The organism is Clostridium sp., from assembly GCF_050717545.1.
GTDB lineage: Bacteria > Bacillota > Clostridia > Clostridiales > Clostridiaceae > Clostridium_AD.
In genome coordinates, this window is sequence record NZ_JBOITN010000019.1 from 113,531 (window position 1) to 127,408 (window position 13,878).

Annotated in this window: 9 protein-coding genes; all 9 read left to right on the plus strand. The window is 32.5% G+C overall.

From position 1 onward, the window contains the following. Nucleotides 1-6 precede the first annotated feature (6 nt). The 9 genes from ACREVX_RS04820 to ACREVX_RS04860 all read left to right on the plus strand — a co-directional run bounded on the left by ACREVX_RS04820 (nt 7) and on the right by ACREVX_RS04860 (nt 13,858). Nucleotides 7-1,311 (plus strand): DRTGG domain-containing protein, encoded by a 1,305-nt coding sequence (locus ACREVX_RS04820; RefSeq protein WP_431543031.1) that lies wholly within the window; start codon nt 7-9, stop codon nt 1,309-1,311. 54 nt (nt 1,312-1,365) lie between these two features. Next, nucleotides 1,366-4,941 (plus strand): DNA polymerase III subunit alpha, encoded by a 3,576-nt coding sequence (locus ACREVX_RS04825; RefSeq protein WP_431543032.1) that lies wholly within the window; start codon nt 1,366-1,368, stop codon nt 4,939-4,941. Between the two features lie 362 nt (nt 4,942-5,303). After that, the gene (gene pfkA, locus ACREVX_RS04830; RefSeq protein ID WP_431543033.1) at nt 5,304-6,263 is read left to right on the plus strand and encodes a 6-phosphofructokinase; all 960 of its coding nucleotides are present in this window, start codon (nt 5,304-5,306) and stop codon (nt 6,261-6,263) included. A gap of 110 nt (nt 6,264-6,373) precedes the next feature. Continuing rightward, complete coding sequence (gene pyk, locus ACREVX_RS04835; protein WP_431543034.1) at nt 6,374-8,134, plus strand: pyruvate kinase; 1,761 nt, start codon at nt 6,374-6,376, stop codon at nt 8,132-8,134. A gap of 320 nt (nt 8,135-8,454) precedes the next feature. After that, entirely contained in the window at nt 8,455-8,838 is a 384-nt protein-coding gene (locus tag ACREVX_RS04840; protein WP_431543035.1) for a DUF1540 domain-containing protein, read from the plus strand. 125 nt (nt 8,839-8,963) lie between these two features. After that, a complete protein-coding gene (rlmD, locus tag ACREVX_RS04845; protein ID WP_431543036.1) occupies nt 8,964-10,388 on the plus strand; it encodes a 23S rRNA (uracil(1939)-C(5))-methyltransferase RlmD in 1,425 nt (474 codons plus the stop codon). Nucleotides 10,389-10,539: 151 nt separating this feature from the next. Further along, complete coding sequence (locus ACREVX_RS04850) at nt 10,540-11,118, plus strand: hypothetical protein (RefSeq protein WP_431543037.1); 579 nt, start codon at nt 10,540-10,542, stop codon at nt 11,116-11,118. A gap of 159 nt (nt 11,119-11,277) precedes the next feature. Then, nucleotides 11,278-12,153 carry an aldo/keto reductase gene (locus tag ACREVX_RS04855; RefSeq protein ID WP_431543038.1) on the plus strand — a complete coding sequence of 292 codons (876 nt, stop codon included), beginning with the start codon at nt 11,278-11,280 and terminating at the stop codon, nt 12,151-12,153. 259 nt (nt 12,154-12,412) lie between these two features. Further along, nucleotides 12,413-13,858: an ATP-binding protein gene (locus ACREVX_RS04860; protein ID WP_431543039.1), complete on the plus strand. Its 1,446-nt coding sequence runs from the start codon at nt 12,413-12,415 to the stop codon at nt 13,856-13,858. The last annotated feature ends 20 nt before the right edge of the window (nt 13,859-13,878 follow it).

Consider the following 13,878-nt stretch of genomic DNA (forward strand, 5'->3'; position numbering starts at 1 on the left):
CATATAATGTCAAAACGTGAAGAAGTTATTAATTATATCCTTTCCTTGCAAATTGGAGCTAAAATCTCTGTAAGAGGAGTGAGCTCAGAATTAGGGCTTAGTGATGGTACATCTTATAGAGCTATGAAAGAAGCAGAAAATATGGGCATTGTTAAAACTGTGCCTAGAGTTGGAACCATTCGGGTTGAGAAAGTTTGTAAAAAAAATATTGAAGCACTTACTTATGCTGAAGTTGTAAGTATACTTGATGCAACAATTTTAGGTGGAAAAGTAGGCATAAATAGAAGTTTAAATAAATTTATTATAGGAGCTATGGCGGTTGAATCCATAAGTAGATATTTAAAGCCAGGGTACTTACTTATTGTTGGTAATAGGGAAGAAGCACAACAACTTGCACTTGAAAATGAGGCTGCGGTATTAATTACTGGTGGATTTAATTGTAGTGAAAAAATAAAGGCACTTGCAAATTTAAAAGGTATTCCACTTCTATCATCAACATATGATAGTTTTACCGTAGCAAGTATGATAAATAAAGCTATTTATGACAGTATGATTAAGAAAGAAATTATTTTAGTTGAAGATGTTATGGAAAGTGATGCTAAGTATCTCAGAGGCAGCGATACTATAGCTACTTGGAGAGAACTTATGACTTGCACAAATCATGAAAGATATCCTGTTGTAGATGATAATATGAAACTTATTGGAATGATTACTTTTCGCGATGTGCAAGGACATGATGATGAAAATGAACAAATACATAAAATTATGAGTAAGGAACTTATAAGTGTTACGCCTAAAACAACTGTAGCTTATGCTGCTCATATTATGGGTTGGGATGGAAAAAAACTTTGTCCTGTAGTTAATAAGAAGAAGTTGGTAGGAGTTTTAAGTATACAAGATGTTATGAAAGCAATGGAGTTTGCATTAAGGCAACCACAAGTTGCTGAAACTATAGAGGATCTTGTTTTAATGAATTTTAGCTGTATACATGAGGGAGATAGTTTGCATTTTAATGGTCAGATTATTCCTCAAATGCTAGATCCTTTTGGCACAGCCTCTTGGAGCTCACTTAATATGTTATTGTCAACTATGGGAATAATGGCATTAAGGCAAAATAACAATATAAATATTGCAGTAGATAGTATTACTGCATATTTTATGAAGCCTGTACAAATGGGTAGTGATATAGATATATATGCACAAGTTGTGGATAAAGGTAGGAGTTTTTCTAAGGTAGAGATAAGTATGTTTAATAGACTTAAGGAACCTGTTGCGAAAGCTATGATTTCTGCTAAAATATTTAGTAAATAACGTTTATTTACTAATATAATAAGAAAATTTATAGTCCAAGGGGAAGTGAAAAAAGTGAATGAAGAACTAAAGATAAAAGAAGATTTAGGAAGTTTTGTGCATCTTCATGTCCATACAGAGTATAGTTTGCTAGATGGTTCTGGTAAAATTAAAGAACTCATTTCTAAAACTAAGGAACTAGGAATGAAGAGTCTTGCTATAACAGACCATGGAGTTATGTATGGATGCGTAGAATTTTATAAACAGGCAAAAGAGCAAGGGATTAAACCTATTATTGGGTGCGAAATATATGTTGCCGCAAAATCCATGAATATAAAACAAGCTGATAGGGAAAATAAAACTCATCATTTAGTTCTACTAGTTAAAAATACATTGGGCTATGACAATCTGATGCAAATAGTTTCAGCGGCTTCAATTAAGGGCTTTTATTATAAACCAAGGGTTGATTTTGAATTCTTGTCAAAACATACCGAGGGAATAATTGCTAGTAGTGCTTGTCTTGGTGGTGAAATTCAGAGTCTTCTTCTGCGTGATAATTATGAGAAAGCTAAGGAAATAGCACTTAAATATAACGATATATTTAAAGATGGTTTTTATTTAGAATTACAATATCATGGTATGCAGGAACAGTTTAAGGTAAATGAACTTTTAGTTAAATTATCAAAGGAAACTGGAATTCCACTAATTTGTACTAATGATACTCATTATATATTACAAGAGGATTCTAAGGCTCATGATGTGCTTTTATGTATCCAAACTGCCAAAACTGTTGATGATGAAAACCGGATGAGATATCCGTCAGATCAGTTTTACTTAAAATCAGCAGCTGAGATGCAAAAGACATTTTCTTATGTTCCAGAGGCGCTTAGTAACACAGTGAAAATAGCAGAGATGTGCAATTTTGATTATGAATTTCATGTATCAAAACTTCCAAGGTTTCCGCTTCCCCAGGAGGTAGACTCTTACGAATTTCTAAGAGACCTTTGTTATAAGGGTCTTGCACCAAGGTATAAGGAATTTAGTGACGCAACTGGCGATGGTTTTTCTATAGAATACATAAATGAAATAGCATCTAGTAATGATAAGGCTAAGATTTATATAGATAGACTTGAATTTGAACTTAATATAATAAAACAAATGGGGTTCGTAGATTATTTTCTTATAGTATGGGATTTTATAAAATTTGCAGTAGATAGCGGCATTCCAACAGGACCTGGGCGTGGATCAGCAGCGGGTTCAATACTTGCTTATACACTAGACATAACTAAGATAGATCCTATTAAATATAGTCTTGTGTTTGAACGTTTCCTTAACCCGGAAAGAGTATCCATGCCAGATATTGATTCCGATTTCTGCTATGAGGGACGTCAAGCGGTAATTGATTATGTTGTTAAGAAGTACGGATCAGATAATGTATCCCAAATCATAACATTTGGAACGATGGCGCCTAGAGCTTGTATACGAGATGTAGGAAGAGCAATGAACTATAGCTATGCAGAGGTGGACAGGATCGCTAAGATGATACCAGGAGTTCTTAATATAACTATAGACAAAGCCATTGAAATGAACGCGGAGCTTCGAACATTATATGAAGATGATACTCGCGTTGAAGCACTTATAGATATTGCAAAGGCACTTGAGGGACTTCCAAGGCACAGCTCAACTCATGCAGCTGGAGTGGTTATTGCGTCAAAACCACTAGTTAGTTATGTTCCTCTTCAGAAAAATGATGAAATGATAGTGACACAGTTTCCTATGGGAACCCTTGAGGAACTTGGCCTTTTAAAGATGGATTTCCTTGGGCTTCGTACACTTACAGTTATGCGGGATTGTGTAGATTTTGTTAAACAAAATAGGAATGTATCCATAGACATAGATGATTTAGACATTGAAGACCATAAAGTATATAAGATGATTGGTGAAGGCAAAACTGTAGGTATATTTCAACTTGAATCAGCTGGGATGACTAGCTTTATGAAGGAACTTAGACCTGACAATTTAGAGGATATTATTGCGGGTATAAGTTTGTATAGACCGGGCCCAATGGCTGAAATTCCTAGATATATAAAAAATAAAAATGGTGTTAGCAAGGTTGAATATGAAACGCCACAACTAGAAGAAATTTTAGGGGTTACATATGGTGTAATGGTATATCAAGAACAAGTTATGGATATTGTTAGAAAACTTGCTGGATATTCTATGGGTAGATCAGATCTTGTACGTCGTGCTATGTCTAAAAAGAAGCACAAGGTTATGGAAGAGGAGCGTTATAACTTTATCCATGGAATAGTTGACTCTGATGGAAAAATAGAAGTTGAGGGTTGTCTAAGAAATGGAATAACAGAAAAGGCTGCTAACCGTATATTTGATCAAATGATGGATTTCGCGTCTTACGCGTTTAATAAATCACACGCGGCGGCTTACGCTGTTGTGGGATATGAAACAGCATATTTAATGTGTTATTATCCTACAGAGTTTATAGCGGCTATGCTCAACAGTGTTAAGGGCAATAGTGAGAAAATAGCCTTTTATACTAGATATGCGGTTCAAATTAATATTGGAGTTTTGCCACCGAACATTAACGAAAGTTTTGCGGAATTTACTGTAAAAGGTGACACTATAAGATTTGGCCTCTCAGCACTTAAAAATGTAGGGGTAAATGTAATAGAAAGCATTGTACGTAATCGACGAGAAAAAGGTAAGTTTTCGAGTTTTATGGACTTTTGCAATAAAATAGATACAGCTTGCGTTAGTAAAAGATCAGTAGAAAGCCTTATTAAGGCGGGAGCTTTTGATGATTTTAAAATTCACAGGTCACAACTACTTGCAATATATGAAAAAGTATTAGATGGGGTAAACAATGATAGAAAGAGAAATATTTCAGGACAAATAAATTTATTCCTAGATTTTGATACGCAGTATGATAATTTTGAAATAGAGTATCCGAACATTCAAGAATTTAAGAAGAAACATCTTTTAGCTATGGAAAAAGAAATGACAGGAATATATTTATCTGGTCACCCTTTAGATGAATATGAAGAAACACTTAAAATACAAACAAATACAAGAATATCTGATATTGTGGTTGATGAAAGCCTTGAAGATGGGAATGAACTTCTAAGTGAAAGTTTTAAACTTCAAGATGGGGACAAAGTAATTATCGGAGGTATAATATCATCCGTTAATAAGAAGGTTACAAAAAATAATGATATGATGGCTTTTATTAATTTAGAGGATTTATATGCTAGTGTAGAAGTAATAGTTTTCCCTAAGACCTTTGAAAAGTATAAGTCATTACTAGAAGAGGATGAAATTGTAATATTAAAAGGTAGAGTTAGTATTAGGGAAGAAGAGCAGCCCAAGATATTATGTGAGGATATTAAACCACTCCAAAAAATTAATAGTGAAAAAATTTATATTCTAATAGAAAACGAAGCTACTATGAAGGAAACATTAAAAAAAATAAAACAGAATCTAGCAATATATAGAGGGAGTACCCCTGTATATATTTGTACAAAAGTGCCAAGAAAAATGTACGCTGTGGATAAAGGATTGTGGCTTAGCGAAGAAATAGACACTATGGAAATTCTTAGAAATATGTTTGGAGAAAGTAATATAAAAATACAATAAAATTCTGATTATTAGTATAAAAAGCTTACCGTAGGTGAAAATATTACTTATGGTAATGTTTATAAAATTAGTTAGAATAATTAGATGTTTCTATAAAAAATATTTATTTTTAATATAAAACGCTAAATGTCACGAGAATAATGTATAATAATATATTATAAGGGTATTTTTTATTAGTAGACTGTTTTTTTGTTTTCCGACATGAACAAATCACAACTATGGTGGGACTGTATATGTCCCAGTGGTGTAACTAAAGAACCACCATAAAGCAATTAATAAATTTTTTATGCTCCAGTGAACTATAAAGAGAAAAACAATTAATAATTGTTTTTATACTCAAAAGAACTACAAGGAGGAATTTTATGAAGACAATTGCGGTACTTACAAGTGGAGGAGATGCACCAGGAATGAATGCGGCCATTAGAGCTGTAGTTAGAATGGCTATTTATAAAGGCATAAGAGTTATGGGTGTAAAAAGAGGATATAGTGGACTTATTAACGGTGAAATTATGGATATGGATAGACACTCTGTTTCTGACATAATACATAAAGGTGGAACTATTCTTAGAACTGCTCGTTGCGAAGAATTTAGGACTGAAGCTGGAAGAAAAAAAGCAGCTAATGTATTAAGAGTATTTGGTATTGATGGGTTAGTTGTAATTGGAGGAGATGGTTCTTTCAAAGGAGCACAGCTTTTATCAGAAATGGGAATTGCAACTATAGGTATACCTGGAACTATAGATAATGATTTACCTTACAGTGAATATTCTATAGGATTTGATACAGCACTTAATACAGTACTAGATGCTATAAATAAAATAAGAGATACATCAAGTTCTCATGAAAGAATTAGTGTAATTGAAGTAATGGGAAGAAATTGTGGAGATATAGCCTTATACGCTGGTATTGGCGGAGGGGCTGAAGAAGTAATTGTTCCTGAAAAAGGGTATGAAATGGATAATTTATGCAAAACTATATTTGAAGGAAAACTTAGAGGCAAAATGCATAATCTAATAATACTTGCTGAAGGTGTAGGTGGAGCAAATGAACTTGCAGAGCAGGTTGAAGAAATAACAGGAATTGAATCAAGAGCTACAATACTTGGACATATTCAAAGAGGTGGAAGCCCAAGCGCCTTTGATAGAATGCTTGCTTCAAGAATGGGCGTAGCAGCAGTAGAAGCGCTTATAGACGGCAAATCAGGAAGAGCTATAGGCATGAAAGATGGTAAAATAGTAGATGAAGACATCAATGAGGCAATATCAGTGCCAAGAACATTTAAGGAAAGACTTTATCATATTTCAAAAATTCTTTCTTACTAAAATAAACTAAACTAAATCCAATCACATCAAATTTATAAATAAAGTAGTGATAGGAAATATTAATAATAACGAACTAATTATAAAATAATTTACAATAAGAGGAGTAATTTATGAAAAAAACTAAAATTATATGTACAGTAGGGCCAGCTAGTGATAATAGTGAAACTATACAAAATTTAATCTATGCAGGGATGGATGCCTCAAGGCATAATTTTTCTCATGGAGATCACGCAGAACATAAAATAAGAATGGATTTAGTAAAAGATCTTAGAGTAAAACTTAATAAGCATATCGCTATAATACTTGATACTAAGGGACCAGAAATAAGAACAGGAAATTTTGCCACTGGTAAAGTTGAATTACAAGAAGGTGCAAAATTCACAGTTGTTTGTGGTGAAGAAGTTATTGGAGATGGAACTGTTTGCTCAGTAACTTATGAAAATTTATATCAAGATGTTAAACCTAACGATATTATATTAATAGATGATGGTTTAGTAGGACTTAAAGTACAAGAAATTCAAGGCAAAAAAATACATTGTATAGTTGCGAATACTGGTATGGTAGGCAATCATAAGGGAGTTAATGTTCCTGGAGTTTCAATAAATTTACCAGCTCTTACAGAAAGAGATATTAATGATTTAAAATTTGGATGCGCACAAGGTGTTGATTTTGTTGCAGCTTCATTTATTAGAAAAGCTTCAGATCTACATCATATAAGACTTGTTCTTAATGAAAATGGTGGAGAAAAAATACAAATAATATCTAAGGTAGAAAATAGAGAAGGCGTTAATAATATCGATGATATCATTAAGTTTTCAGATGCCGTTATGGTTGCAAGAGGAGATTTAGGAGTTGAAATTCCTACTGAAGAAGTTCCAATAGTTCAAAAAATGATTATACAGAAATGTAATGCTGCTGGAAAGGCAGTTATAACAGCGACTCAAATGCTAGATTCTATGATGAGAAACCCAAGGCCAACTAGAGCTGAATCTTCAGATGTTGCAAATGCAATATTTGATGGTACAGATGCTATAATGCTTAGTGGTGAAACTGCTAATGGTAAATATCCAATAGAGGCAGTAAGTATAATGTCTAAAATAGCACAAACTGCTGAGAACGCTCTTAATTATCAAGAAAACTTAAAGAAAAAAAGAAAATATCATGTACCAAATGTACCAAATGCTATTAGTTTAGCTACTTGTAGTACAGCTATGGAACTAAAAGCTTCAGCTATTATTACTGCAACTCAAAGTGGTAATACAGCTAAAAAAGTTTCAACTTATAGACCAGAATGTCCAGTTATTGCGGTTACTCCTTATGAAAGAGTAGCTAGAAGTTTAGCATTAAACTGGGGCGTTATTGCAATATGTTCAGAGCAAGTTGAATCTACTGATGATCTTATAGAGAAATCTGTTGCTATAGCTTTAAAATCAGGTTATGTACAAAAGGGTGATTTAGTAGTTATGGCTGCTGGAATCCCTGCAAATTTTGTAGGTAGCACAAATATGATGAAGGTTCACATAGTTGGTGATATATTAGTACAAGGTAAAGGAAACATAAGTGCATCAGCTTGTGGCACTGCTTGTTATGCGAAAGACGCACAAGAAGCGAGTGACACTATGCAAGATGGAGATATCTTAGTAGTTAGAACATTAGATAAAGATTACGATAATCTATTAGATAGAGTTTCTGGAATTATTGTAGAAGAAGATGCAACATCTTCAAATGTTGTTATTGAAGGTACAGCAAAAGCAGTTCCAATTATATACAATGCAACAGGAGCAGTAGGAATTATTAAAACTGGTTCATTTATAACAATGGATGCAACTAGAGGTATTGTGTATAGTGGTAGGGCTAACGTAAAAAACTAAAAATAGGCTTATAGGTCAGAAGGTTGCCTGCAAAAAGACTGGCAATCTTCTTTTTTTATAAAAAAATAAAAATATATAATAAATATATGTATAATTGGAATGAATAAGGTTATAATTAAAAGTACAAGCAAATAAATGGCAACTGATTCTTTGATAGCATCTATATGGTGCTTTTTTTTTATCTGTAGTATAATAAAAGCACAAGCTACAGATTATAATCAAAAGAATAGTTATAATTAAACTAAATATTATAATTAAAAGCTAATTTTGAGTTAAAAATTAAAAGTTGTAATTGAAAATAAATGTTCGGAGGGATAAACATGAGGGGAATTTTAAGTTGTAGCGCAACGATATGTGTTAATAATGTATCTGGTATATGTTCAGCGAGTACTATCCATATTTCGGGAGCGGATGCTCATAAAAGTGAAGCAACACAATGTGAGACATTTGATGAAAGGGGACTAAAAAATTCGTTAACTAATGTACTTAATATGAATGTGGTTGGTGAATTTAAACAAGTATTTTCCAGCGACTCTATAGAGATGAGTCCAAGAATTAAATGTGAAGCTGTTAATTGTAAATATAATAAAGAAGAATTATGTATAGCGAAAAACATTTTGGTTGATGTAATAGAGGAATGTGGTATTAAAAAAACACCTTTATGTATCGAGAGAACACAATGTGAAACTTTCGAGGAAAAGTAAGATTTTCTTGTAATTATGTGGGCACATAGAAATGAATCTTTGGCATTTTGCTTAGGTTTATTTTTATGTGCCCTATATAAGGAAATGGGTATAGAGAGTTTTATATAGGTTTAGGAGGAGAGATTATGAAAAGTAAAAGAAAGACAAGTGAAAGTAAAAACGGAATTATGAAGAATAAAAGTTATGATATTCCTGTTAAGAAAAATGAGGACTACATAGTGGATATAGATAATATGGGATATGATGGAGAAGGTGTAGGCAAGATAGATAATTTCACCATTTTCGTAGCAGGTGCAATAAAAGGCGAAAAGGTGATGGTTAAAATTGTTAAGGTTTCTAAAAATTTTGCTTTTGGAAAACTACTAGAGATAATTGAAAAATCTATGTATAGAGTAGATCCAGTTTGTGAGATATATAAGAACTGTGGAGGTTGCAATATTCAACATATAGATTATGATTCCCAGCTAGATTTTAAAACTAATAGAGTGAAACAAGTTATAAATAGAATAGGGAAATTAGATGACGTGCTAGTTCATCCTACAATAGGAATGGAGTCTCCTTATAATTATAGAAATAAGGTTCAATTGCCTGTGAGTAATATAGATGGTAATGTGAATATTGGGTTTTATGCAGCAAGAAGTCATGACATAATAAACATGGAAGTTTGCCATATTCAAGACTCAGTAGCTGATATTGTGGTAAAGCTTACAAGAATGTGGATGAAAGAATTTAATATTGAGAGTTATAATGAGGAAAATAATCAAGGGATTCTAAGACATATTATGATTAGAAAGGGGATTAAAACAGGAGAAGTAATGGTAGTTCTAGTTACTAATGGTACGGACCTTCCTCACAAAGAAGAATTTATAGCATTAATAAGTAAAAAGATTAAAGGGCTTGTAAGTATTGTACAAAATATTAATAACATAAAAACAAATGTAATACTTGGGCCGCTTTGCGTAACTCTATGGGGAAAAGATACTATAACAGATTACATAGGGGAATTTAAATTTGAAATTTCACCTCTATCATTTTTCCAAGTTAATTCTATTCAAACTGAGGTGCTATATAGCACGGCACTTGAGTATGCAAATTTAAGTGGTGGAGAAGTGGTACTGGATGTTTATTGTGGTACAGGCACTATATCATTATTTTTATCTGGGAAGGCTAAGAAGGTGTATGGAGTAGAAATAATACCACAGGCTATTGAAAATGCTATAATTAATGGAAAAGAAAATAAGATAGATAATGCAGAATTCATAGTGGGAGATGCAGAAAAAGTTATACCAGAACTTATTGTGCAAGGGGTAAAAGCTGATGTAGTGGTAGTTGATCCACCTAGAAAGGGTTGTGATAAAACTCTTTTAGAATCCATATGTAGCATGAAACCTAAAAATATAGTTTATGTGTCTTGTGATCCTGGTACTTTAGCTCGCGATTTAGGTATTTTAGATGAACTTGGATATAAAACTGTAGAAATTCAGCCAGTGGACATGTTCCCTCAAACGGCACATGTAGAGTGCGTTGTAGGACTACAACGAAAAATGTAGAGGTGCAATAATTAAATATAAAATAGAAAGAAACTATGAAGAGAGCTTTATGCTAAAACTTCATGGTTTTTTTGTGTTAATAATCATGGTTCTATCTTTCAAAGAGGGAAAATATAATTGTATAATAGTGATATTGGAAGGAGAAACGTTTATGAGCACATCGCTTAAAGATATGATTGACGATTATATTAATCTTAAAATGCAAGAAGATATTAATTATGTAAAACTTTATAGTACAAAAAGTATAGAACTAAATTATGAGGATTATGTGGATTATGCTGTAGTGTTTTGTCCTGAACACATGTGGTTCCTAGAATCAATACGTCTAGAAAATGCATTAAGATCAACTGCATTATATATAAAAGCTAATGAAAATAAAATAAATAATTTAAAAAGTTTTGATGAGATAATTGAGTTTATAAATATAGCTGAAATAAAAAATCTAGATGAATTATCACAGTATGACAATGCTTTGGCAATGGGTATTTATTTGAATTTAATGCCTGACAAAGTGTTCATACATGCAGGCCCACGTAATGCATTGAAATATATAATAGGTACGCAATACAATTCGAACATACAGACATTAAAAGGTACAAAAAAAATTGAATATATAAATATATGTGACTTGCCCATAGAGTTTCAACAGTTCAAAGATGATATATATCTAGTAGAGAACTGTTTATGCTTTATATACTCTCGTCTAAAGAAGAATAAAATGATTAAATAGGGAAGGCAATGACTTATTGAATAGGGAAAAGAGGTATAATAAGTATAGAAACAACTTTCTATCAACATACATGTGGAGTGCGTAGATAGGATAGAGGGGATAAACAAAGAAAAATAGTGAAATGAAATCACAGAAATTAATTAAAGGAGGGTGAAAATTTTGATAAAAAGAAGATTTGGTAATACAGGATTTGAAATTACGCCGGTGATATATGGCGGTATTGTTTCTATGGAAGATGGTCAACATTCTTCTGACAAATATGTATCATGGGCAATTGACCGTGGCATAAACTATTTTGATGTTGCCCCCTCTTATGGAGACGCACAAGAGAAATTGGGAAATTCACTTATTCCATATCGCACGAATATACATCTTGCTTGCAAGACTGGTTGCAGAATGAAAGTGGATGCCCAAAAAGAGTTTGAAGAATCTTTGCGCTTGCTTCGCACCGATTACTTTGATGTTTATCAGATGCATGCGCTCAGTCGCCAGGAAGAAGTGGATCAGGCATTCGGACCTGGAGGTGTTATGGAGATGATGGTAAAAGCGAAGAAGCAGGGACTGGTTCGTAAATTGGGAATTACATGTCATAACCAAGCGGTTGCTTTGAGGGCGATGTCACTCTATGATTTCGATACAGTACTATTTCCGCTTAATTGGCATATGAATATCGGACATGATATGGGAACGCAATTATGCAAAATATCAAAAGAAAAAGATATGGGTATTCTTGCGATGAAACAATTGATAGAACGTAGCTGGATGAATCAAGGTGAAAGGGAAAGTTCACAATTTACAAAGTCTTGGTGCAAACCAATAGATATAGAAAACAAGGAGCTCCGCCTTGCTGCTATGAAGTATACGCTTTCTCTAGGTGCTAATACATTGGTTCCACCAGGGGATTTTGTGAATTTCTCATTTGTTGCTCAAAATATTGAGGAATGTTTAGAGCATCCTTTAAATGAGGATGATGTACTATTTTTAAAACAATCTTATGAAAAAGTGAGTGACTATCCTTTTTTTCCTACAGAATGAATAGGGGTATAATTAATTCATCTCCTGTGGAGCTGTAATGTTAACGACTTTTGAAGGAGATGATTTAAGCAAGAGATATCTCTTACTTTTTTTGCGTGCGCAGAGTTTGACGAAAATTGCGAACGATTTATAACTAAAAATATACTGTGAAAGAAGGTAAGTTATGTATTTTTGTAGAAGTATAACTGTAATAAGATTAATAGAGTGATATTATAACTAACACTATTTTTAAATAATTAGAAAAAAGGAGATATGCATTATGGGAAATATAATGCCTAGTATAAGGTTAGATTATAAGGAAGATAATGCTTCCATAAATGAATATACAGCGCAATATAAAGAAAGGGAATTAAATAAAAGAATTATCGAACTTGAAGAGGAATTACAGTGTACCAAGGAAAACCTTCAAATATCAAATGAGGAACATCTTGTTTACCATGAAGAAATACAGGCTGTAAATGAGGAGTATCAAGCAGCAAATGATGAATTAATAAAAATCAACAACCAGTATCTACATAAAAATAAAGAGTTGGCTGATCTAAACAATGATATGACAAACTATTTAAATAGTTCAGATATTGGGACCATTTTTCTTGATGAAAACCTTTGTGTAAGAAGGTTTACACCCAGCATTACTAAGGAAATAAATCTTAAGTTGCAAGATATTGGGCGCCCTATGAACCACATAGTAAGTAATATGATTAATGATGACTTAAATATAGGTGCAAGTTCGGTGTTAATAAGTTATAAGTCATATGAGAAGGAAATTCAAAGTAAAAACGGAAACTGGTATTTATTGAAATGTGCGCCATATTGTACAACTGAGAATTTAATTAAAGGTGTAGTTTTATCTCTTGTGGATATAACAAATAAGAAATTATTGGATGAAACAGTTTTATCAGAAAATTTAAAGACAGAATTTTTTACTAACCTTTCTCATGAACTTAAAACGCCACTAAATGTAATTTTGTGTGCATTACAGTATTTGGATACATTTACAAGTGGTGACAGTGATGTTAAAGATAAAGAAATAAAAACTAAAAAATACTATAACACAATGAAACAGAATTGTTACAGACAATTAAGACTAGTTAATAATATGATTGATATTACTAAACTTGATGCAGGTTATTTTGATTTAAGGTTACAGAACTATAATATTGTTGATATTGTTGAAAGTGTAACTATGTCAGTATCCGAATATATAAAGAATAAATCTATTGAATTGATTTTTGATACTGATATAGAGGACTGCACAATATCCTGTGATCCAGAAAAGATTGAAAGAGTGATATTAAATGTACTTTCTAATTCAATAAAGTTTACAAAACCAGGCGGGAATATGTGGATAAATATGTATGATAAAGGAGAAAATATTATAATATCTATAAAAGATACAGGCATAGGAATTCCAAATGATAAGTTAGATATTATTTTTGATAGATTTAGGCAGGTGGATAGGTCTCTTGCTCGTGGGCAGGAGGGTAGCGGTATTGGACTTTCCATAGTTAAATCCATTGTGGAGCTACATGGTGGCAAAATTTCAGTACGTAGTGAATACGGCAAGGGAACAGAATTTATTATTATGTTCCCAGTAATAGTAAAACCTAAAGACAATAATATATGTGAAATAGTTGAACACGATTCAGAAGAAAGAATTGAGAGAATACATATTGAGTTTTCGGATATCTACTCTTTAAATTAAATAGACTCGGATATATGTCA